The organism is bacterium, from assembly GCA_041648665.1.
Lineage (GTDB): Bacteria > UBA10199 > UBA10199 > 2-02-FULL-44-16 > JAAZCA01 > JAFGMW01.
On the sequence record JBAZOP010000008.1, the window covers coordinates 12,108 to 32,351 of the forward strand.

Genomic DNA, 20,244 nt, shown 5'->3' on the forward strand with positions numbered 1-20,244 from the left:
CCTCTAGGCCCCCTGCGGCACGATGAGGCCCGAGCTGGGATCGGCGCGATACCGGCCGTGGGTCGCGTTCGGCCGCGTCCACGCGAACAGGCGCTCGCACTCGTCGCACAGGAGATCGCCATCGGCATCGATGACCTCGCCGGGTGCCCGTTTGTGGAGCCCGCAGAGGCTCGTTGAACGGCCCCGGGGGAAGTAGTGGAGTGCCTGCATGAGATCCGTTGGTGGCTTCTGCCATCCTTCATGCATCGCCATCACCGCCCTCGGCGGCGCGATGGCGTCGCCGACACCGGCAGGGGCCGGGGATCGAGATCCGCAGCGTTGACGAGCTGCCGGAAGGTCTGACGGGTCGCGTCCATGTACTCGATGATGGCCGTGCCGGTCTTGCGGTTCACGCTCGTCACCCAGGCCGCGATCCGCCTGCCCTTTGGGTCCCGCCACCAGACCGTCGCATCGGCACTGAGTGAGATGATCGGTGCGTTGTTCATGAGAACCGCTCCTGCACCGATTCAATACCAGAATCGAAGACGAACTGCGCGGCTTCGTCGAGCGTGTCGGCGAGCCCTTCCCGGATGATTGCCTGAAGGATCTTCTGATCCATGCTATCGGCCACGATTCGGCAGGTCGTCCCGGCACGGGTGATGACCGGCATGGGTTTCGGCGGATCCCTCCGTACCGGAGCTGGTACCGGGGTAGGGGGTTCCTCCCGCTTCACTGCTGGAATCTCGGCGGCCTTCTCTTCAGCGATCGCATGGTCGTCGAACTTGTGATCGAAGATCTGTTTTCCTGTTTGGAACGGGCTCTTCTTCTGTTCTTTGCCAATATTGGCGGTTTTCATGGTGGCGACATGCCCGTTCTTGGTGACATACTTCCGTTCACCGGAGGGTGAAAAGCTAGGTAATTTTGGCAAGCTTTCACTGCGGAGCTTCCTCACAAGTACGTCAGAGACGTGACACTTCGTCGCGATCATGCCATCAGACCAGGTACTCCATTCCGGGTCTTTCAACATCTTCTCGACCGCGATCCGCTTGTCCTCGTTCGTCCGGCGGAACCCGTGATTCGCATTCGCCCCCAGCGCATAGAGAATGGCATCGCGGATCGTGCCCTGGAAGACCGTGCAGTCGAGCCCGGTCAGGCCCGCCTTCAAGGCTGCATGATAGCGGTGGTAGCCATCGACGATGACGTAATGGCCGTCGATCTGGAAGACGTCAATAGCGGGGAAGACCGCGCCCTGCTTCATATCCTCGCTGTACTCGTCCACGATCGCTTCATCGATGGTGACGCGGGGCTGCGTCTCCTTGTGCTGGATGATCTTGCCTAAGGGGATGGCGACCATCAGATCACCTCGTCGAGCGACTTCCACGCCGGTTTGACCTCTCCCCACGGGCAGGTATCTGGCGTTCGAACATCTTGGATATCGTCGTCGGTCGACAGAAGACACGGGCGGTTGCACTCTTCGCCTTGGCAAAAGAATATCGCCATCAGGCATCCCTCCCGACAGAGCACCGGGCGCACGCGAGCTCGTCCGTCTCCTCGCACTCGAGGCAGAGGGCGATCTCCTCGCACTCCGGGCAGCCGTCAATGAGGTCCGGCATCAGTCATACCCCCGGAGTTCCTCGACGGCCTTCGCCTCGGACTCGCAGCGATCGCAGGTATCGTCGTCGGTGCAGGTGCAGTTCGCGCACCGGCAATCATTGCGGCCCTCGAAGCGGTCCGCCATCTAGGCCACCTCCTCAGCCGGATAATGAACCTCATGACCGCATCCCGGACAGGAATACCCCGTAACGATGAAGAGCGGCCGGACATCCTCTTCCTCGCACTCGACCTTGACTTCGATGCATCCATCAGGGACGATCTGCCCGCAGCATTCGCACCGGACCATCAGCATCCCTCCATGGGCGCGAGCTCCTGGACGATCGCCAGCACGGGTCCGCCGAACTTGCACTCGTGGACGGCATAGCACGCTTTCCCACTCTCCCCGCAGAAATTGACCGCGTGCTTCCTCCGGGCCTTCACCCTCTCGAGGAACAGGCAGATCCCGCAGGTATCGCAGTGCGGCTCGAACGGCTTGCCTGTCTTCGCGTATATGTCCTGAACCTCGACGATGCGCCGGACGATACCCTTCGTGGGCACGGCATCCGGACGGCTCCAGAGGCCTCGCTCGGTCTCGGTATGCGGAGCCGCATCCGCCGCCAGAGCGGCGAAGGTATTATCTTTCAGTACCAATGATTGACGGGGTGTAGCGGTGCCCTCGCAGTTTCCTAGGCCGTGAGAGGCGGCTACCCCTATGCTGGTGCTTTTTGCTGACAATTCGATTCCTCCTCGATGATTCTCGCTGTTCCTGCGTCGATACGGCGCATCCAGACGGCATACGCAAGGATATCCACGGATTCCATCCTCGCGAGCTCCTGGCGCGTGATCTCTTTCATGACGTCTCGCCCCCTTTGGCATTGGCATGCGTCGGCACCGTGGTCCCCAGCGCATCGGCCTGGCGATCGATGAGGTAGCGGATCGCGCCGCTGACATCGGAGGCATACCCAAGATCGACCATCTTCTGCAGAGTCTCGATCTGGCGAGTCGTCAGTCTGCTATTCACTTGGGCTTCGTATCCCATATGTATAACAATATCATGCCATGTGATATACTTTTCTGTTTTATTTTCTGGATCTTGGCCTTGTCAAGAATGAGCGAATCGATCCCGTCGAGGACCTGCTTGAAGATATGCATCACGACCCGGCGATAGTTCTGGCTGTATGTGGCTTTGGACTCCCGGATGGCGTCCAGGGCAAGAAGGGCCTGCATCGTCGTGACGGTATCGAGCCTCCCCCCTACGCGGTGCAGGAAGCCCATCGCCACGATCAGGGCATAGAACCGGGTCTTCATGTACGTCTGCGAAGGGGATTTGGTGGCCTTGAGTACGAGAAAATACCCTGTCACCAGTTCCCCTTCTGCTGCCGAGAGATCCGAGGTCGGCAGATAGTCCGCGATCACCTGCAGGATGTCTTTCACAATTTCCTCCCCCCACAATATTCTCCTCGACAATATTCTCCTCTCACAATTTCCTCCCCCCACAATATTCTCCTCGACAATATTCTCCTCTCACAATTTCCTCCTCGGGCACCCTGGATCGGCAGATCTGAAAAAGATGGTCGTTCCCATGTTGGGCGGGACCATCTCGTGGTAGCCGCACAGAAGGCGACGACCCTATCGGGGCCAGAGGCGGGCAGATATAAAGAAAGAGGGGACATGCAGTATAACGACATCGACTTCTGCGACAATCATTCTCAGAAGATCATAACAGGTTTACATCGGCTCGTAGATGAGCCGCCCGGTGTCATCCTGCTTCGCGAGGAATTTTGAATTACCAGTAATCTTCATTCTCTCCCTGTATTCTGGGGGAATTCGTATAACAAAGGTATATCCAATAAACCATCCGTGGACAACGTCAAGAATATGCTCCATAATTCGCTATGGGGTCTATAACTGTTTATATCAATATACATCCCCGATTGCCTCACGGTTGATAGTATCGAATGTACTCTCCCATGTACGATAGAATCAGAAGTGTAGTGCGTCCCGGCAGCCCGCGGGGCGCCGGTTGGTATCGCGAGACGCCTCCCGGGGGCATCTCGGGAATCCCGATCTGTTAAAGCATCCTCTCGGAGCCATTGTTCCGCACGATTGCGCGGCTCGCGGAAGGGCTGCCGTCGCACCGTCCGCCGCACAGCTACATCCTCGCCGGAACGGCAGATAACAACCAGGGGCGAGCGGGGTGAAAGTGTCACTTCTGCTTATTCTTCAGCTTCTCGATGAGCGATGAAACCCGCTGCTTCGCGGCATTCGTCTCCAGCTCATCCTTCGTGATCGTGAGGTCGACGACATCGCCCTCGCGGAGGGTTGGCGCGACCACTTTCGGTAGCTCCACCTTCACGCTCTCGTCTACCCTTAGGAGCAGGACGATAATCCCGTCTTCGATTCTATCGACTGTGAACTTCATGGTAGCGCCTCGCAGACCTGGCCGTCGCCATCCGTCCCATCAAGCCGGTGCACGTCTCCTTTCCCCCGGGTGATACAGTAGTCATAACAGGCCTGGGCTGCCGCCTTCGTCGCGAAGTCCCCGCAGTTGTAGAGGTTGCCGGTGCACGAACAGACGGCACTCGAGGGGACCGTCATCGTCGCGGACACCGTGGCAGAGGCGGCCGGGGTCTTCGCGGTCGTCACCGTGTAGCCCGAGCCCGTCGACGTGATGGTGACCGTGCCGTCCTGGTCGGTCCGGTAGACCGTCGATCCCGCCTGCACGAGCCGCTGCAGCGTGACCGCGGTCGGGTGGCCGTAGGAGTTGCCGGCCCCGACCGAGATCACGCTCGTCTCCGGCGAGACCTTCGCGAGGAAGGCGGCACTAGAGGCAGAGCTGCTCCCATGGTGTCCCACTTTCAGGATATCCGCATCGAGGTCCTGCCTCGCCATCACGGACTCGGCGACTGTCCCGGCATCGCCCTCGAGGAGGAGGACCGTCGAGCCGTGCACGACCTTGAGCACGATCGAGTTCTCGTTGATGTCGTCGACGAACGATGCCTGCGGGTTATAGACGGCGATCGCGACGGACGGATCCCAGGCGATCGTGTCGCCAGCCGTCACGGTCCGGAAGGGGATATTCTTCGCGTCGATCGTCTCGAGCATCTTCTCATACGTCGACGTCGTGTGCGGGTAGCCCGGATCCACGAAGGCCTTCACGGGGAAGGCGGCAAGGACGGCCTGCATGCCGCCGATATGGTCCTCGTGGGGATGCGTCGCGACCACGATATCGAGCGAGCTGATGCCGAGGCCTCGCAGGGTCGAGACGACCGAGGACCCCGCGGAGGTCGGGCCCGCGTCGACGAGCATCGTCTTCCCATTCGATTGCAGCAGGATCGCGTCGCCCTGCCCGACGTTGAGGATCCGGACGACGAGCGATCCCGATACAGCGGGAACGGTGGTCGAGGGGGTCGCGACGACCGTCGTGGTCGAGGCGTTCACCCCTCCAGGCTTCGTCGACGTGCAGCCTGCCGCGAGGATGCAGAGGAGGATCAGAAGAAGGGCAACAGCTCGAGTATCCATAGCGATCCTGAGCGAATAGAGGAAAAAAATGTTATCCTGACATCTGCTTATGGGATCCTACGACGAAAATCTATCCATGCGACTATACCCCGTATTCGAACGGTTTCCAGAAATCCTTCTTGCATCAATTACAATCGTCATTGGTATCGTCCTCGCGGCTATTGGTATTGGCTTATGGATGAACCTCCCCGTCATTCCCGCAGTGATGATGTCGATCGAGGGATTCAAAGAAGTCCTTGCAATCCTCTTCGGTGCATTCGTAGCAGCCCTCTTTGGGCTGTACAGTTCAGCGATGACGGCGCTGGCCGATCGGGAAGAGCGAATCCGAAACGTCTCGGCTGGACTGTTTTACGATCTGGCGCGCATCCGCGACATCATTCGATCCGATACCCCGTACAGCGATGAACGTGCGTTCGATATCCTCATTGAAAGGAGCCTCGATTTCACCACGAGCGGAGTCTACCAGGAGTTCTTGCGCGATATCGTGACCTTCCCTGCCGCGATCGCTCAGCCTTTGATGGCGCTCTACCAAGATATCAGCGATCTCGCGAAGATGCAGAAGGATTATCACGACGAACGCAAGGCGGATCTCGACCAGCTGGCCGAGGTGCTCAATGGGATCAATCGGCAGATCAACGGGCTCCTTCCGGTACTGGAAGAGAAGAAGCGGTAAAGTTCGATAATCCCCTCAAACGAAGGATGGACTACCCATAAAATAATCATTTGAAATCGCTATCTTTTTTCATATGAAAGAGTTCCTGGCATTTCTCTCGGCAATCGTCATAATCTCACTGATATGTCTTCTGCTCTTACCGATCTTCATGGGTAGTCTTGCATACGTGATATGGATTGTATTACTCATTCTTTGCGTCCTCGTTTTCTTTTCCTCGCAAAAATAGAGGGATTTGATAGTATCCCCAGGCTCTTTTTTCATGTCTTTAATTTCAGGGGAAACCGCCGGTACAGTCGGATGAGCGTATAGGCCCAGAGGAAGAGCATCGCCGTGATGAGCACAACTTCGAAGTCCCCCTCGCCCATCGCGTCGACGTAGATCGTGATGGCCTTCTCGGGCCGGAGGTAGGCCCGGAAGAAGGTGATCGCGAGCAGCACCGCTTCCGCGAACATCGTCCCGAGGCCCGCCCAGAGCAGGACCCGCGGAAGGAGGGGATGCATGGTGGATCCCATGGCGCTCTCAGGCTATAGGGTTTTCGCCTCACTGCACGGTCGCGGACCGCCTGAGGCGTTTCGGCACGACCTCGGTGGGGATGGAGATCTCCATCGAATGCGTGTCCGAGCCGTTCGCGTTCGTCGCGGTCAAGGTCACGGTATAGGTGCCGGAGCTCGCGTAGACGTGCGTCGGGTCCTGCTGGTTGCTGGAGTGGCCGTCGCCGAAGTTCCAGAACCAGCTGCTCGGGGTCTCGGTCGAGGTGTCCTCGAAGCCGACCGTCGTATGCTCGAGGATGCTGTGCGAGAAGGCCGCGGCGGGCGCGAGCGGCGGAGCCGTCAGGATAATGGTCTTCGTGACCTGCCCGGTGCCGCCGGCGTTCGTCGCGTGCAGGTGGACGTCGTACGTGCCATAGGCGGCGTAGACGTGGACGGGGTTCTGCGTCGTCTCGTGCGCGGTCCCGTCGTCGCAGTCGTAGTCCCAGGAGGTCGGGGTGTTGGTGGAGGTATCGTGGAAGGTGACGGTCTTCCCGGCGACGGAGTACGTGAAGTTCGCCACGGGGGGCGTCACGGGAGGAGCACTCCCCACGGAGAAGGACTTGGCGAAGGCGTTGTTGTCCTCGTTCTGCTCGTCGATGAGCTCGGCATAGTCGACCTCGGCGTCGACGTGATGCGCCCCCGTGGTAGCGGCCCAGGTCGAGGATGCCGCGATCACCACCGAGGCGCCGGCCGCGATCGAGGCCGTATGGGCGGTCGCGGTCCGGACGATCCCCGCATCATCGTCCACGGTGAAGCGGACGCCATGGACGACGCCCGCCGGGGTGGCGGCGTTCCCGTTGTTCTTCACGACGGCCGAGAACGTCACGGCCTGCCCGACCGTGGGGCTTGAGGGGGAGAGCGAGATATCCGTGACGACGAGATCGGGGTTCGAGGGGTAGGAGCCCGAGACGGTGCAGCAGATGTAGCCGGGGGCGGTGTAGGTGCCATAGAAGGCGCAGTCGACGAGCGTCGGTTTCGACGACGAGCAGGGCGAGGCCGGGTTCCGCACGCCGTACCGGTAGTTCGTGAAGGCGCAGCGGGTACATATGAGGGTCGTCGCGCCCGCGCTCGTCGTGATGGCGTCGTGCGCGGTCGGCGAGGAGCTCGTGAAGGCGACGTCGTTGAGGGCGAGCGTGCAGGTCGTGTTCACGGGGATCACGGGATCGGTGCAGTCCAGGAAGGTGCCGCCGTTGAAGGTCCAGCCTCCCGTGTAGGTGCTCCGCCGGTAGGTCGCGATCCCGACCTTGCTCCCGCCCTCGCTCTGGAAGTTCGTCGCGACGCCCGTCACGGCACCGGCATAATAGAGGAGAACGTCCCGGATGTTGCCGCTCGCGAGGCAGTTCGTCAAGGTCGCGGACCCCTGGATGAGGTAGCCCGCACCCTGCGCGGCCGAGCCGGCGCCGCTCCACTCGACCTGTCCGCAGTCCCGGGCGGCGCAGTTGATGAGCTGGACGTTGATGAGGGTCGCGCCCCCCTCGGAGTACCAGCCGCTCTCCCAGGATCCCGTGCAGGTGCAGTTCTCATAGGTGACGTTCTCCGCGATGCCCGCGGGATTCTCCATGATGTCGAACCCGTTCTGCCAGTCCGGCGAGAGGGCACGGCCGTACCTACCGCAGTTCTGCGCGAGACAGTCGAGGTAGTGGATGTCCTTGACCTTGCAGGGCTCGACGCCGCCCATCCAGAAGCCGTAGCGCTGCGGATCGATGCAGTCGCAGCTATCGAAGGTGAGGTCCTGGATGGTCTCGTTCTCCGCATAGACGACGAAGCACGCCATCTCGCCCGACGTCGGTCCGGTCTCGAAGCAGCGGACGTTCGTGAAGGTGTGGTTGCTCGTGAGGATGTAGACGCGGCCGTACGTGGTGAGGCAGATGTCCTCGAGGTTGCCGCCAGCGACGTTCATCGCGATGGAGTTCTGGCCGCTCGGGCTCGAGAAGCGGAAGAACGTACCTCCGGCACCGCTCTTGCCCTGCCCCTTGAGGAGCGCGACGCCCTTATGCACGACGGCTCCGCTGCACCAGAAGGTCCCCTCGGAGCACTCGACGGAGCTCCCGCCGCCCGCGGCCTTCGCGGCATCGATGGCGGCGTTGATCTCGGTCTGGTCCGCGGTCCCGTCGCAGGTGCGGAGGTTCGGGTCCCCGGCGTGCCAGGCCGCGGGACCGTCGACGGCCCTGACGTAGAAGATCGTCATCTAGACCCCCCGCACGACGACCCGCCGTTTGTCGCTGAACTCGCACATCGAGGCAAACGCGATATCCTGCGGGAAGCAGGTTGCGGAGGCCGCTCCCGAGGCGGGCATGAGTGCGAGCAGGTCCACCGCCACGGCGGGCTGGTTATCCGTGGTCGGGGTGTTGCGCTTCACCGCGGCCTCGAGGTAGTCGGCATCGTCGTCGCTGTTGATGCGGACCGGTACCCTGGTATACCCATACGTCGCGGCGTTCGCCATCGCGGTATAGAGGTCCGTCCCGCCGATCATCAGCGTCGCGGCATCCGTGAGGTTGTCGTGGTGGAGATCGGTGGCATCGCCGGCGATGTTCGTCGTCTTGCTCCGGACGAGGGCGGTATACTCCCCCTGCGGAACGTCGTCCTCGCGGAAGTGGTGGTTCGCCGATTCTGTGAAATCGAACCGGGCCCCGTGGGGAACGCCCCCGATGAGGATGACGGTATTCGTATTATTGCTCTGATACTCGAGGGCAGAGATAGAGATGTCCTTGAAATCCGCATCCATGTTCGCCGGCGTTGTCTGGTTCGCCAGGAGCCCGAAATACCCGTATGTATAAGTAGTGTTCACAGAGGAGGTTCCGAGGAGCGTGCCGTCGAGGTAGACGGAGATCGTGCCGTTCGAGTTCCAGACCGCCTTCAGGGTATAGAGGGTATCGTCGTTGATGGTCGCGGCATATCCTCCGCCATCGAGATACGTGATGCTCCCGGCGACGATGACGAAGACTCGGACGAGGTTATTATGCGGATCTATCCAGACCCCATAACAGTTGTTCGGGTTGCCGCTTACCCCTGCGGTTCCGTCCCATCCGATAGCCATTCCCTGCCGCTTCGCCTCGGCCGTCGCGTCGTCGCATCGCACCTTCACCTCGTACGTTCCATACGAGAAGGAGAGGGCCTTCAGCTGCCGGACGGCATACGAGAGGGTGCTCGTCGCGGTGACCTGGGCATTCGCGGTATCCTCGGCCCACGTCCCCGATGCTTCGGTCCATTCGGCGTTCGTGTCGAAGGTGAAGTCGTCGAGGAAGACGGTGAGCTGCGCCCCCCGATAAGCCGCGGTATTCGCGCAGGGGTGCTCGATGCCGATGAAGGAGAAGTCATCGAACTGGTTCTCCACGGCGGCATTCCCGGTCCCGACGCCGATATACCCGAAGTTCGTGTAGGTGGTATCGGTCGCGGTCGCCGTGACGGCCCCAACCGTGCAGATCATGTTGCCGGATGCGTCGATCGTCAGGGTCGCGGTATACTGAGTATCAGGATCGAGGGTTAGGGCGCTGTTCGCGGTCGCGAGGGCGGTCTCGACGGCGCCGGCGAACTTGTAGAAGGTCATCGTATCCGCGTCGGTATCGAACTCGATGAAGTAGCCCGTTCCGATCTGGAACCCCGGCTCGCTCCGCTGGAAGTAGATCCGCGGCTTCGAGTCCGACGTGATGGTCTTGAACTTCACGACATACGTCCCTTCGCGGTAGCGGTAGGAACGGAGCAGGGCGCATTTATTCGCCGTGCTGCAGGTGAGCACGCCGCCAGCGATCGAGAAGCCCGACTCGAGGAAGTACCTCGCGGAGGAGTCAGAGCCAAAAGCGTCGACGAAAGCGACCTTCGGGGTGATGACGAGATTGTCGAAGGAGGTCGTGCCCGTTGAGGCGGCGACATAATAATACGTCGAGAGGTGGCAGAATCCGGACGTATAGGTGGCATCCGTTGCAGAGACGTCATCCGTGCCGCTGTTGTTCCACTGGACCGCGATCGCCCCAGTCTTCGCGTTGTGCGTCACCTTGACGTGATAGAGGGTGTCGGCGACGAAGGCCGGGATAGTGAACGTAGACCCGAGCTGCGACGAGGAGCCGTTCACGTTCTTGTAGAGTTTCAGTGTATTCCCGCCCGTTGCCGCCCCGACCTCGACGAAATAGCAATTCTTGGGGAAATACGTAGTTAAATAAATGGGATAGGCGGCATCGAAGATCAGGTCAGCGAACCGTTTGTTCGCATCTACAGCAGAGAACTTGACGTCGAACTCGTAATCCGCGCTCTCGAAGGATTTCCCCTTGAGCCGAAGCGGGCGATTCACCGAGGAGGCCCCAACCGTCGCGACGAGCATCCCTCCACTGATGGCCCACGTCACCGTGGATCCGAGGAGCGAGGTATCGAAGGAGTCCGCCACGGCCCCGCTCGCGAAGCTGAGGTTAACGGGCTCACACGTCGTCCTCGTGAGGTCAGCGGCCCCCTTGTAGAGGAAGGTGGTTGCATAAGGAATGAGAAAATGATTCGCCCTGAAATCTATCGTATCTTCTGTATTCGTCGGATAGTAGTCTCCCGCATCGCTGGAATTCCCAAATAAGTAATGTGCGAGGCTCTTAGTGACGATGGTACCGTCCAATATTCCGGCGGTCGACATCCTGGTGAGAAGCCCGTTCGCAGGAGTGTTCGACGATGATATCTCCTTCAAGCTCCTCACCGTGTTATCGGTCACGGTAAGGATGTGGGACGTGAAGTGAGTCAAGTAAATGGGGTACTTCTGGGCTCCGATTTTATCGACGTCGAATCCCAAGAAGTGCGGATAGAGGGTTTCCCGAATTCTCAAGAGATCCCCGACAGACGATCCACTGGACGTTCCGCTTGAGTAGGTCTTCATCAGAGAGAACTTGTTCGGGGAAATTTCTTCGATAATTAATTTCGCCCGCGACATGGAATCGGTGTAAGATACGTAGGCCCCGATAACGGCCGCCTTTGAAATATCGAAGAGGGGGCATATTGTAGCATAGACATCCGAGTTCCCCATCCGGATTTTCCGCCTCATTAAGGAATTCTGGTACAGGTAATCCGAGGTTTCAATAAGGGCATGCTCCGGTGTATGAACGCGAAGCCAGTTCGTGACGGTTGTTGTATGGCTCGGCGCATCATAGACCTTCACTTCCCCCGCATCCCGTTCGGAATCCACATCGTACGTGAGCCAGCAGGTCGTCGTCGGGACGATGAAGACATAATCGATATCGACAGTATCCGTGCCCGCAGCGGTCTTCTTGATCGTGATCCAGACCGTCTGGTCGGTGAATGACTCCCACTCGTCGGACTCGATGAGCTGCCAGGCCGTCGAGCTCGTTGCGTCGGTATCGTTGAGGATCGTCGAGCCGTCCGCGGACGTTCCGACCTTGATGGCGATGGATTCCCCGGCGGTCTGCTTCTTGATGCGGGCCCGGACCTTGTACTTGCCCCGCGGGATCGTCACCCCGACCGTGGTCGGGAACGCGATGTACTCGTTCTGGGCGTTGAGGCGGGTCTTGCTGAGCCGATAACATTCCTCGTCGACGACCTCCGTCGCGCCCGAGACGGCGCCGTCGGGGAAGGAGAAGACCGGGAAGGCCCGGTAGAGCGGGACCGTGACGGCCGCAGGCGTACTCCCGTCCCAGCCCGTGAGGTTCACCCAGGCCGAGAGCGGGACGCTCTGCCACGCCGACCGCACCTTCACGTTATAGGCCGCGACGGGCAGCGGGACCGTCGGCGGAAAGCCGAGGCCGAAGTCGTTTACCACGGTCTCGGTATCCAGGATGATGGCCCGCTCGTAGAGCGAGCGGGGCATGAACTTCCCCGATATCGTATACTCGCGGAGGTTCGCGACCTCGGCCTGATCGGGCGAATCGATGTCGAGCGCCTGGAGGAAGCCGTCATGCCCCGCGTAGTTCAGGTGATTGAAGGCGTACTCTCGTCCGACGAGGGCCTTGAGGTCCTGGATGAAGTCGCCCGCTCCCTTCGGGCTCGCGTTGTAGGTGAAGCCCTTGATCGTCACGCCGTCCAGATTGATCGAGCCGTCGCGGGCCGCGGGGCGTCGCGTCGCCAGCCCCTTGATCTGCCGCCCGATCTTCGAGGCCTTGTCCGGGGAGAGTTCCCCCACGGCCTGTACCAAGATATCGCCGATGTACATACTCACTCCTTTCTCCTGATGACGGGGCCGCGGTGCCGGACCCCGACCCGTATCTGGGTGATCTCCTTCCCGAACTGCGAGGCGACGCTCTTCCCGAGCTTCGCCTCGACCTCGCGGAGGTTCCGGCCCTTCTGCGTCGTTCCATCCGAGAACTTCACGATGACCGTGTCCACCTCCGGCCCGTCTGCCTTCGCGAGAATGTCTGCAATGTCCATGATCTACCTCGATTTCACGAATCCCTGAAAGTCGCCGCCGCCCCGGATCCACGCCCGCCCGTTCGCGTTCGGTAGGAAGCGGACCTGCACGATCTGGTCCGAGAGCGTTCCCGCGCCGAGCGTCACGATCTGCGGGCGGATATCGACGCTCGTCTGGTCTCCCGTGAAGGGCGAGCCCGTGACGGCCGTCCAGGCGGAGGACCCGACCTTGATCTCGACCGCGACGGATCCCCCATACGCGGCGTCCTCCATGGTGCCGTAGGAGAGCGTGTGCGAGTGGCTGCCGATCGCGACGTCGTGCGTGTGCTGGATCGCCGTGACCGCGAAGAGCTCGATCTCGTCGTAGCCGCTTGCGTTCCAGGTCTGGTCATGCTCGAGCTTGAGCGTGTGGCCGCGGCGGTCGGTGGTCTCGGCCATGAACCACGCATAGAACTCCCCGTCCCCGATGGACGTCGTATCGTCGTCGAGGGTCGCCGAACTCGTCTCGTCCGTGAGCGCCCACGTATAGGAACGGCTGCCGCCGCTCTGGTTGTAGATGCCCCAGTAATAGATGTGCGAGTGGAAGGTGCCCGCGACGTTCGGGATCGTGGTCGTCATGTAGACGGGCTCGCTCCAGTCCTGCCCGCACTGCGCGAGCATGAAGCCGATCTGCCCGAGATAGCTCATCGAGTTCGCGGAGGTCTTGGTGCCGAGGTTCTCGGAGGCCGAGACGCTGATCGGGCTCCTGAACTGATCGAGGTACCAGAAGAGCGTGCAGTGGTTGATATCCACGAGGTTGTGCGGGAGCTTGACCTGCGAGTACGCGTAGAAGCTCGAGCCCGCGGTCTTCTCGATGTTCTGCGCCACCCCCGGCAGGGGGAAGGCGACCGTGGAGCCCTGCATGTAGATGCCGCTGATATCCGTGAGCTCCTTGATGGAGTCCACGACGCTCGAGAGCGTGGTCGAGCCGGTCGCGATGCGGATCCGGAGCAGCGACGGGGTGGCGGTGATCTTCTCGATCCGGTACGTGCCCGCCGCCTCCGGGGGGGCGCCGAGCGAGACCTGGCCCCCGACCTCGATGACGCCCCGCCAGAAGAGATCGGGATCGGTCTTGATCTCGAGGCTGATATGAGAGTTCTGCACCGTATAGAGCTGCTTCGCCTTCGTATCGGCGGTCTCCTGGAGGAGGATGCGGCGGTCCGTGAACACCCCGACCGGGGTCCCGCTCCCGTAGGTGCCGACGACCTGGTTGATACCGTCCCCGTAGCCGAGCACGACGATCTTCCCGTAGCGGATATACTGGCGCTTGATCTCCGAGAGTTCCCCTTCGCCGATCGCCTCCTCCTCGGTGAGGTTGAAGGGCGTGAAGGTCCAGACGTCGCCGACCCGTTTCGCCCCCTTGACGCCGATGAAGACGTTGTACGCGGCATCCACCCAGAGATCGCACTCCTCGTAGTCGTGATCGAAATCGGCCTGGGCGGTCGTGAGGACCTCCGAAGAGTCCCTCGCCACGACGGATGCGTTCGCGGTCGCCATCGCCCACGCGAGCAGGCTCTCGTACTCGCCCCGCTGCGCGTCGATGGTCTGGTTCGAGGGCGCGAATCCCACCGAGAAGGCCGTGCCCGCGAGGACCGCCGTGAGGATGGTGTTCGGGGTCTCTGCGTCGTACTCGACGCGGAAGTCGCCCGCGAGGGAGAAGTTGTCGTAGTCCGTGAAGAGCTTATAGAGGTAGGAGCGGAACGAGACCTTCAGGGAATCGTCCTCGATCCCGATCTCGTCGACGATGAACGAGTGGAGGCTCCTCCCCTCGACCTGGAGATCCAGCACGTCCTCGTGCTCGAGCGCATCGAGCAGGTCGCGGTCCAGCTTTGCCGTGAAGAGGGGGAGGCCCCCCCGCTCCTCCGTATACTGCCAGTCGTCCGCCGTCAGGTAGTAGGTGAGGATCCCGACGAGTCGTGCATCCGTCATGTTACCACATGAACCCCGAGACGAGCGATTTGTTCAGCTTCTCCGCGATGGCATCCGCGATCGCGTCGATATCGGACTCCGTCCGGACAATCATATCTCCCGTGAAATTGAGAATGGGCTGGAAGATGCCGCCCCCCATCGAGGGCGCCGCGGGCTGCGGGGAGATCGAGGCCTGGGAGATCGCGGTCCAGCCGATCCCGGTGAGGAGGCCGGCGTTCGTCTGGATACCCTGCGCGATCGTCGAGACGATGTTCCCTCCCCAGGTATCGATATCCCGGAGCGGCCCCTTCTCGGTCGGCGAGTGGACGCCGAGGATATCCGAGACCACCTTCGCGGGCCCGTTGATGAGGGAGTCTTCGAGCTCGCGGGCCTTCGAGGCGATCCCGTCGAGGAGGCTCTGGATGATATTGATGCCCCAGTCGAAGGCCATCGCCGGGAGCCCGCCGATCCAGTCCTCGAACTGCCTGACGAGATCGGAGAGCTTGATATCGAGGCCGAGCGACGCCCCGATGCCGTCGATGAGCTTGAGGATGATGTCCTTGCCCCACGCGAGCGCATCGCCGGGCAGCCCGGCAAGGATCTCAAAGAAGACGTTGTTGATGTTCGTCAGGGTCTTCATGAGGTCGAGCGTCATGTTCCCGATACCGAAAATGAGCTGGATCACGACCTCCGCGCCCCACTTGAGCGCGTCGAGCGCGAGCTGGTTGAAGGCGTTCGTGAGGTCGATGGCGAACTGCGCCATATCCTTCGAAATATCGAGGAAGCCGGCCGCGAAGGCCTTGACGAGATCCACGAGGAGCGCCTTCACCTTCGCGGTATCTCCGGTCGAGAGCGCGTCCCAGAACTGCCCGACCCAGTCGACGAAGTACGCGATGGCGCCGGCGATATCCTCGAGGATCGCCTTGAGGTCCGCGAGGACGGGCTGCATCGCTTCCCAAGCCGCGAGGAGCGCCTCCTGGAGGACCTGGAATGCACCTTGCAGCCATTCGAACGCGGCACCGGCCTTCTCCTGGATGCCGCCCCAGTCCTGCGTCCAGGCCACGTAGAGGAGCGCCGCACCCGCCGCGACGGCCGCGATGATGGGCAGCAGCGGGAGCAGCGTGCCCGCGAGACCCGCGATGCCGCCCGCCCCGAGGATCCCGCCCGCACCTCCTGCCGCTCCCCCAAGGCCGCCAAGGAGAGAGGAAAGTTCAGAGAGCCCACCGATCCCGCCGATGACGGGACCGATCACGGCCATGGCGGCACCCACGCCGGAGAGCGGTTCGAGCGCGGATCCCACGGAGAACGAGAACTCCGACCACATGGATGTAAGCTGATCCATCGTGCCGAGTGCGGAATCCGAGATGGTATCGTACTTCTCCGTGAGGCCCGTGACCTCGCCGAGCGGGACCTTGTACTGCTCGAGGTCCGCGCCGCCCTCCTTGAGGCCCTGCGCGAAGAGCGAGAGCGCGGTCTTGCCCTGGATGCCCTGCTCGTTCATGCCCATGAGGATCGCGATCACGTCCTCCATGGAGAGCCCCGCTTCCTGCAGGTCGGGCGCGAGCTTGTTCATCGTCGCCGAGAAATCATCGAGGCCCACGGTGGAGTTTCTCACCATGTACGTGAGAGCATCGCTGTGCTTGCCCACGTCCTGGAGCGGGATATCGAAGGCCCGGAGCGCGGGGATCATGATGGCCGTCGTGGCCTCCGCGGCGTTCCCGGTCGCGCCGCCGAGCTGATCCATCGATTTCGCGATAGCGGTGAGGTCGTCGGTGGACTTCACGCCCGATCTCGCGAGGAGGTCGAAGGTCTTCTGGACCTCCGAGAGGGAGAACCCGGCATCGGCCGTCTCGATCGCAAGCCCTCGCATCTCGTCCGTCGTGATGCCGAGGTTCGCGGCCGTCATGCCGAGCTCGGCGTTCATCTTCTTCGCGTCATCGGTGAGCGCCGTGACCGCGACCCCGATCGTCGTGAAGACGGCCCCGATCTTGACGAGGTCCTTCGCCGTGACATCGAGGTCCGCGAGCTGGCCCTTCGCCTCCTCGAGCGCGGCCTCGAGGCCCGAGGTGTCGCCGAGGATCCGTATGACGATATCCGAGAAACCGTCAAGCAGTCCCATTGCCCGTTCCCTCCTGCCGTGCCTTCACTGCAGCCTCCGCCTCGGACTTCAGGCGGAGCTGTCGCTTCGTCTCTAACATGGTAATGCGCTGGAATGCCTGGTACGTGCGTTCGGGCGTCTGCATGAGATCGGGCCACGTCCACCCCAGGGTCCGGCAGATCGCGTACTCGGAGTAGTACTCGTCCGCGCCGCCCCGTTCCATGACCTTCTTCCAGGCCCGGACGTGGGTCTTCGCATCGGGTTCATGCAGGTACGCACCGATCTTTTCCTGCTGCCTCACTTCGTCGGGGAAGGAGAACTCGGTGCGTATCGCCTGAAAAAATCGTTCGCATCGCCCCCGATGGCCTTCGTGCAGGCGGCCATGATCTCCCAGATCTTCGCTTCCGGGATCGCGTCGAGGTCCTCGAGCGAGAAGGCGTGGTTCGTCGCGAGGGTGAAGGTCGCGACGATGTTGAAGTCCTCCTGCTTCGCCTGCGCCTCCGAGACCTCGCGGAGGAGGCCCATCGGATCGAACTTGAAGATCTCCCCGAACGCCGCCTGGACGGACTGGGTGAGATCGGTCATCAGGAGTTTATCCTTGTACTTCTCAAGGACGTCCATCAGGATTCGTTTCTGCGCGAGTCGGAGTGCTCTGACGGATCCATGGGTCGGTTCCGTCACCAGCTCGAACTCTGTGCCAGCAATATCGATTTTCATGGTGTTTCCTCGTGTTATGCGATACTGAGGGAGGTGATGGGGAGGCTCGTCAGCTTGTCGCCGAAGATGTCGTCCGGACCGAACTCGTAGGGGAGCTCGGGGAACTTCACGCCCGTGAAGGTGTAGGTCTTCGAATCGAGCGTGAACTTGAACGAGAAGTCCGTGAGGCTGCGGATATCCGTGATGCCGAAGTTCGTCGCGGAGCCCGTGCCGATATCGGTATAGTCGATATCCAGCGTGAGCCCGAGCTCGCGGGCCGCGACCACGATCGCCTGGATCTTCGTGGACTTCGTGTTGTTGATGTCCTTGACGAGCACGAGCTTGTTCTTGATCGAGAACGTGAGCCCGTGCAGGGCATCGGTGAGGTTCGCGTAGGATCCCGAGGCCGTATACTTGAGCTGCGCCGCGGAGATGTCCTCGAACGTCAGCTCGGCTCCCGCGGACGCGGACGGATGCGAGCCGCTGCCCTTCGGGTCCGTGTTGCCCACGGTGAGCTCCGCCCCGAGCATCTTGCACTTGATGTCGATCTCGCGGTCCTCCTGGGCGTCGAGCGTGAGTTCGGATCCCGTCATGCCCGCGTAGGTGTGGTACTTGTTCGTCGCGGCGGCGGGGTCCGTGAGCACCATCGAGACGGACTTCTGGGTATCCGAGACCGGCGCCGCCGTGGTGCCGCCGAGCCAGTAGATGAGCCACGCGAGGAGCGAGCCCGTCTGCGGCACCATGCCGATATCGAGGCCGATCTCTTCGCCGACCTTGAACGCTGTCAGGGAGAGCGCCTTGTTATCGGTGACGCTCGCCGGAGGGAGATACCGCTTGACGACGTTCTTCACCTTGTTCAGAGGCCGTACGCTGTACACGCGCCCGGGCCAGACCAGGGCCGGGTTCGAGGGCGTGCTGCCGTACGTGCCTTCCTCGATATAATCGATGTTCGCGACATATTTTCCGTGAAATGCCATAGATTCAACTCCTGACCGTGATGGTCACGATCTCGATGTCGATGTCTCGCCCGATGGCGTTCGGTACTTTCTCGTAGCGCCGGAGACCGCTCCCGCCCCGGACGCCTGCATAGTGGCAGGTCGTGAGGGTGGTGGCGGCATCCAGCGCCGCGAGGATCGCGTCCACCCTCAGATCCGCCGAGACGGGATCGTCCTCGAGGACGCTGAGCCGGACGAGGTGGCGGCCCACCTGCCCGGAGAGCATCCTCGCGTAGGTGGGCGAGACCACGTCCAGCACGACGAGGGGAACCGCGACGGGCTTCTCGGGGAAGGTCGCGGAGACCTTGCCCACGAGGGCCGGCACCTGCGCGGGAATGAAGGCGATGAGCTCCGCGAGCGCTGTCTCGATGCCCATCAGTCCTCACCCCGCAGGCGTCCCCCGAGGTTCTGCTGCCACTCGTGCAGGATGCGCCGGACGTCGTGCGCGATACCGCGTTCCTCATCCGGGTAGATGTACCTCCCTGGGTAGCGCAGCGGACGGCCGATGCCGAAGATGAGGTTCCGGGCGTAGGCGACGTTGTTGGTGATCGTGCCCTCCCAGTGCGTGACCCCGTAGGCCTCGATCTTCGAGATGTCGTAGGCCCACCCGCGCCGGTACTGCCCCGTCCTGACGGGGGAAGATTCCATGATCTCGCGGAAGAGCTTGAGGAACTCGCCCTTGAAGTTCTTCTTTATCCCTTTCGCGACGTTGTCGACGGTGAGCTGCTGCTGCACCTCCTCGAGCCCCTCGACCCGGACCTCGACGGATTTCGCCATCTACACCACCACCTTCTGCAGGGCCACCTCGTAGTGGTGGATGACCTTCGATCCGACCGCCGAGGCCGGCACGACCGCGAGGATATCGTAGGTACCAGAGAATCCCGCCTGCGTGGTCGTGATGCGTCGCGAGTGCTCCGTGAGGATTTGCGTGCCCCTGAAGAAGCAGAGCAGTTCGCACGTCACGACCTCGCCCTGTTCGGTCGAGTAGGAGCGTTTCGTCACGGGCACGAAGAGGCAGGGGACAGATCCGACCTCCGTCGCCCACGAGGGCGTGGCGGAGTTGTAGGCATCCGAGCCGGCGGTCCTCGTCTGGATCGTGCAGGTGTGGATGAGGTGGCGGTCGATCATCTCACGTCACCGCCTGCAGGAGCACGACCGCTTTTTCGCCGCCGAGCAGGAGGATGACCGCCAGCAGGAGGAGGGTGTCGCGGTAATCCTTGATCAGCTCGACCGGCGTCTTTGCCGTGGTCGTCTGGGTGGCCTTCGCGCAGAAGGCCGCGACGGCCGCTGCGGCCTCCTTGGGGATCTCTTTTCGGTAGGCCTCGACCTTCCCCTCGAGGGTATCGAGCCGGCCAAAGATGATCTGATCGTCCTCGCGGCTCTTATCAGAGAGGTCCTTCATCCGGCGGTCGCACTGGTCGACCGTGACGCAGGAATCGCCGTTCACAGCGCCTCCACGTCGTCGGCGTCGAAGGTGCTCGGGGGGGTGTTGCCGTCGAGGCGGAACTCCTTGATATCCGCATCGAGGCGCTGCACGCCCTGCGTGGGCTTGGCGTCCTTCGCTTTCTTCGCCGTGACGTCCGCGACGAGCTGCTCCACCATGAGGAGGTAGCGGGTCTTGCCGATCGCGCTCCGCTGCAGGGAGGAGTTCCCGATCTTCTCGCCACTGAGCGAGGTATCGGTGCCTTTCGTCGCGAAGATATGGCAGATCATATAGGCATGCGCGAGGTCGTAGCGGTCGTCGTCGAGACCGGGATCCAGATCGTCAAGCATCTTCCCCGCGACGGTCTTATAGAAGGTGAAGTCCGCGGAGCTGAAGGAGCCCGATGCGCCGACCGTGAACTCCGAGACCTGGGCGATCATGGCTTCCGTGACGGCCAC

27 protein-coding genes are annotated in these 20,244 nt (G+C 61.7%); 1 reads left to right on the forward strand and 26 read right to left on the reverse strand.

Translation table 11 applies throughout. The features are described 5' to 3' along the window. Positions 1–3 precede the first annotated feature (3 nt). The 12 genes from WC683_04870 to WC683_04925 form a co-directional block, all read right to left on the reverse strand. A complete protein-coding gene (locus tag WC683_04870) occupies positions 4–252 on the reverse strand; it encodes a hypothetical protein (GenBank protein MFA4971923.1) in 249 nt (82 codons plus the stop codon). Beyond that, positions 252–485: a hypothetical protein gene (locus WC683_04875; GenBank protein ID MFA4971924.1), complete on the reverse strand. Its 234-nt coding sequence runs from the start codon at positions 483–485 to the stop codon at positions 252–254. The genes WC683_04870 and WC683_04875 overlap by 1 nt, the downstream gene beginning before the upstream one ends. After that, positions 482–1,333: a ParB N-terminal domain-containing protein gene (locus tag WC683_04880; GenBank protein ID MFA4971925.1), complete on the reverse strand. Its 852-nt coding sequence runs from the start codon at positions 1,331–1,333 to the stop codon at positions 482–484. Before WC683_04880 ends, WC683_04875 begins: the two co-directional genes overlap by 4 nt. Then, the gene (locus tag WC683_04885; GenBank protein ID MFA4971926.1) at positions 1,333–1,479 is read right to left on the reverse strand and encodes a hypothetical protein; all 147 of its coding nucleotides are present in this window, start codon (positions 1,477–1,479) and stop codon (positions 1,333–1,335) included. Before WC683_04885 ends, WC683_04880 begins: the two co-directional genes overlap by 1 nt. Before the next feature lie 112 nt (positions 1,480–1,591). Then, positions 1,592–1,717, reverse strand: coding sequence for a hypothetical protein (locus WC683_04890; protein ID MFA4971927.1), 126 nt, complete (start codon positions 1,715–1,717; stop codon positions 1,592–1,594). Beyond that, positions 1,718–1,879 carry a hypothetical protein gene (locus WC683_04895; GenBank protein ID MFA4971928.1) on the reverse strand — a complete coding sequence of 54 codons (162 nt, stop codon included), beginning with the start codon at positions 1,877–1,879 and terminating at the stop codon, positions 1,718–1,720. Then, positions 1,879–2,223: a hypothetical protein gene (locus WC683_04900; protein ID MFA4971929.1), complete on the reverse strand. Its 345-nt coding sequence runs from the start codon at positions 2,221–2,223 to the stop codon at positions 1,879–1,881. The genes WC683_04895 and WC683_04900 overlap by 1 nt, the downstream gene beginning before the upstream one ends. A gap of 59 nt (positions 2,224–2,282) precedes the next feature. Then, entirely contained in the window at positions 2,283–2,426 is a 144-nt protein-coding gene (locus WC683_04905) for a hypothetical protein (protein MFA4971930.1), read from the reverse strand. After that, positions 2,423–2,593, reverse strand: coding sequence for a hypothetical protein (locus WC683_04910; GenBank protein ID MFA4971931.1), 171 nt, complete (start codon positions 2,591–2,593; stop codon positions 2,423–2,425). Before WC683_04910 ends, WC683_04905 begins: the two co-directional genes overlap by 4 nt. Continuing rightward, a complete protein-coding gene (locus tag WC683_04915) occupies positions 2,590–3,006 on the reverse strand; it encodes a hypothetical protein (GenBank protein MFA4971932.1) in 417 nt (138 codons plus the stop codon). Before WC683_04915 ends, WC683_04910 begins: the two co-directional genes overlap by 4 nt. Before the next feature lie 772 nt (positions 3,007–3,778). Next, positions 3,779–3,994: a DUF3006 domain-containing protein gene (locus WC683_04920; protein MFA4971933.1), complete on the reverse strand. Its 216-nt coding sequence runs from the start codon at positions 3,992–3,994 to the stop codon at positions 3,779–3,781. Further along, complete coding sequence (locus WC683_04925; protein ID MFA4971934.1) at positions 3,991–5,094, reverse strand: ComEC/Rec2 family competence protein; 1,104 nt, start codon at positions 5,092–5,094, stop codon at positions 3,991–3,993. Before WC683_04925 ends, WC683_04920 begins: the two co-directional genes overlap by 4 nt. 49 nt (positions 5,095–5,143) lie before the next feature. Here WC683_04925 and WC683_04930 point away from each other — a divergent pair, with 49 nt between their 5' ends. Beyond that, on the forward strand, positions 5,144–5,767 hold the full coding sequence (locus WC683_04930) for a hypothetical protein (protein MFA4971935.1): 624 nt from the start codon (positions 5,144–5,146) through the stop codon (positions 5,765–5,767). A 257-nt stretch (positions 5,768–6,024) separates the two neighbouring features. On the opposite strand, the gene WC683_04935 is transcribed toward WC683_04930, so the two are convergent. Genes WC683_04935 through WC683_05000 form a run of 14 tightly spaced genes read right to left on the reverse strand, consistent with a single transcriptional unit; the run spans position 6,025 to position 20,244 of the window. Continuing rightward, on the reverse strand, positions 6,025–6,279 hold the full coding sequence (locus WC683_04935; protein MFA4971936.1) for a hypothetical protein: 255 nt from the start codon (positions 6,277–6,279) through the stop codon (positions 6,025–6,027). A gap of 28 nt (positions 6,280–6,307) precedes the next feature. Continuing rightward, a complete protein-coding gene (locus WC683_04940; protein ID MFA4971937.1) occupies positions 6,308–8,485 on the reverse strand; it encodes a PKD domain-containing protein in 2,178 nt (725 codons plus the stop codon). Next, positions 8,486–12,439: a hypothetical protein gene (locus WC683_04945; protein MFA4971938.1), complete on the reverse strand. Its 3,954-nt coding sequence runs from the start codon at positions 12,437–12,439 to the stop codon at positions 8,486–8,488. After that, positions 12,436–12,648, reverse strand: coding sequence for a hypothetical protein (locus WC683_04950; protein MFA4971939.1), 213 nt, complete (start codon positions 12,646–12,648; stop codon positions 12,436–12,438). The genes WC683_04945 and WC683_04950 overlap by 4 nt, the downstream gene beginning before the upstream one ends. 3 nt (positions 12,649–12,651) lie before the next feature. Next, positions 12,652–14,595: a hypothetical protein gene (locus WC683_04955; GenBank protein MFA4971940.1), complete on the reverse strand. Its 1,944-nt coding sequence runs from the start codon at positions 14,593–14,595 to the stop codon at positions 12,652–12,654. Between the two features lies 1 nt (position 14,596). Beyond that, positions 14,597–16,693 (reverse strand): phage tail tape measure protein, encoded by a 2,097-nt coding sequence (locus WC683_04960; GenBank protein ID MFA4971941.1) that lies wholly within the window; start codon positions 16,691–16,693, stop codon positions 14,597–14,599. Beyond that, positions 16,680–16,973, reverse strand: a complete 294-nt coding sequence (locus tag WC683_04965; protein MFA4971942.1) for a hypothetical protein — start codon at positions 16,971–16,973, stop codon at positions 16,680–16,682. The genes WC683_04960 and WC683_04965 overlap by 14 nt, the downstream gene beginning before the upstream one ends. Beyond that, positions 16,970–17,389 carry a hypothetical protein gene (locus WC683_04970; protein ID MFA4971943.1) on the reverse strand — a complete coding sequence of 140 codons (420 nt, stop codon included), beginning with the start codon at positions 17,387–17,389 and terminating at the stop codon, positions 16,970–16,972. Before WC683_04970 ends, WC683_04965 begins: the two co-directional genes overlap by 4 nt. A 14-nt stretch (positions 17,390–17,403) precedes the next feature. Continuing rightward, on the reverse strand, positions 17,404–18,345 hold the full coding sequence (locus WC683_04975) for a phage tail tube protein (GenBank protein MFA4971944.1): 942 nt from the start codon (positions 18,343–18,345) through the stop codon (positions 17,404–17,406). 4 nt (positions 18,346–18,349) lie between these two features. Next, a complete protein-coding gene (locus WC683_04980; GenBank protein MFA4971945.1) occupies positions 18,350–18,739 on the reverse strand; it encodes a hypothetical protein in 390 nt (129 codons plus the stop codon). Further along, the gene (locus tag WC683_04985; protein MFA4971946.1) at positions 18,739–19,140 is read right to left on the reverse strand and encodes a hypothetical protein; all 402 of its coding nucleotides are present in this window, start codon (positions 19,138–19,140) and stop codon (positions 18,739–18,741) included. Before WC683_04985 ends, WC683_04980 begins: the two co-directional genes overlap by 1 nt. Further along, a complete protein-coding gene (locus WC683_04990) occupies positions 19,141–19,491 on the reverse strand; it encodes a hypothetical protein (protein ID MFA4971947.1) in 351 nt (116 codons plus the stop codon). It abuts the gene before it with no gap. Between the two features lies 1 nt (position 19,492). Further along, positions 19,493–19,810 (reverse strand): hypothetical protein, encoded by a 318-nt coding sequence (locus tag WC683_04995; GenBank protein MFA4971948.1) that lies wholly within the window; start codon positions 19,808–19,810, stop codon positions 19,493–19,495. Further along, on the reverse strand, positions 19,807–20,244 hold the full coding sequence (locus WC683_05000; protein ID MFA4971949.1) for a hypothetical protein: 438 nt from the start codon (positions 20,242–20,244) through the stop codon (positions 19,807–19,809). Before WC683_05000 ends, WC683_04995 begins: the two co-directional genes overlap by 4 nt.

Excerpts from the sequence above, each read along its gene's own strand:
- WC683_04870 (MFA4971923.1), bottom strand. The coding sequence starts at position 252 with ATGGCGATGCATGAAGGATGGCAGAAGCCACCAACGGATCTCATGCAG.
- WC683_04875 (MFA4971924.1), bottom strand. The coding sequence starts at position 485 with ATGAACAACGCACCGATCATCTCACTCAGTGCCGATGCGACGGTCTGG.
- WC683_04880 (MFA4971925.1), bottom strand. The coding sequence starts at position 1,333 with ATGGTCGCCATCCCCTTAGGCAAGATCATCCAGCACAAGGAGACGCAG.
- WC683_04885 (MFA4971926.1), bottom strand. The coding sequence starts at position 1,479 with ATGGCGATATTCTTTTGCCAAGGCGAAGAGTGCAACCGCCCGTGTCTT.
- WC683_04890 (MFA4971927.1), bottom strand. The coding sequence starts at position 1,717 with ATGGCGGACCGCTTCGAGGGCCGCAATGATTGCCGGTGCGCGAACTGC.
- WC683_04895 (MFA4971928.1), bottom strand. The coding sequence starts at position 1,879 with ATGGTCCGGTGCGAATGCTGCGGGCAGATCGTCCCTGATGGATGCATC.
- WC683_04905 (MFA4971930.1), bottom strand. The coding sequence starts at position 2,426 with ATGAAAGAGATCACGCGCCAGGAGCTCGCGAGGATGGAATCCGTGGAT.
- WC683_04920 (MFA4971933.1), bottom strand. The coding sequence starts at position 3,994 with ATGAAGTTCACAGTCGATAGAATCGAAGACGGGATTATCGTCCTGCTC.
- WC683_04925 (MFA4971934.1), bottom strand. The coding sequence starts at position 5,094 with ATGGATACTCGAGCTGTTGCCCTTCTTCTGATCCTCCTCTGCATCCTC.
- WC683_04930 (MFA4971935.1), top strand. The coding sequence starts at position 5,144 with ATGGGATCCTACGACGAAAATCTATCCATGCGACTATACCCCGTATTC.
- WC683_04935 (MFA4971936.1), bottom strand. The coding sequence starts at position 6,279 with ATGGGATCCACCATGCATCCCCTCCTTCCGCGGGTCCTGCTCTGGGCG.
- WC683_04940 (MFA4971937.1), bottom strand. The coding sequence starts at position 8,485 with ATGACGATCTTCTACGTCAGGGCCGTCGACGGTCCCGCGGCCTGGCAC.
- WC683_04950 (MFA4971939.1), bottom strand. The coding sequence starts at position 12,648 with ATGGACATTGCAGACATTCTCGCGAAGGCAGACGGGCCGGAGGTGGAC.
- WC683_04955 (MFA4971940.1), bottom strand. The coding sequence starts at position 14,595 with ATGACGGATGCACGACTCGTCGGGATCCTCACCTACTACCTGACGGCG.
- WC683_04960 (MFA4971941.1), bottom strand. The coding sequence starts at position 16,693 with ATGGGACTGCTTGACGGTTTCTCGGATATCGTCATACGGATCCTCGGC.
- WC683_04970 (MFA4971943.1), bottom strand. The coding sequence starts at position 17,389 with ATGAAAATCGATATTGCTGGCACAGAGTTCGAGCTGGTGACGGAACCG.
- WC683_04975 (MFA4971944.1), bottom strand. The coding sequence starts at position 18,345 with ATGGCATTTCACGGAAAATATGTCGCGAACATCGATTATATCGAGGAA.
- WC683_04980 (MFA4971945.1), bottom strand. The coding sequence starts at position 18,739 with ATGGGCATCGAGACAGCGCTCGCGGAGCTCATCGCCTTCATTCCCGCG.
- WC683_04985 (MFA4971946.1), bottom strand. The coding sequence starts at position 19,140 with ATGGCGAAATCCGTCGAGGTCCGGGTCGAGGGGCTCGAGGAGGTGCAG.
- WC683_04990 (MFA4971947.1), bottom strand. The coding sequence starts at position 19,491 with ATGATCGACCGCCACCTCATCCACACCTGCACGATCCAGACGAGGACC.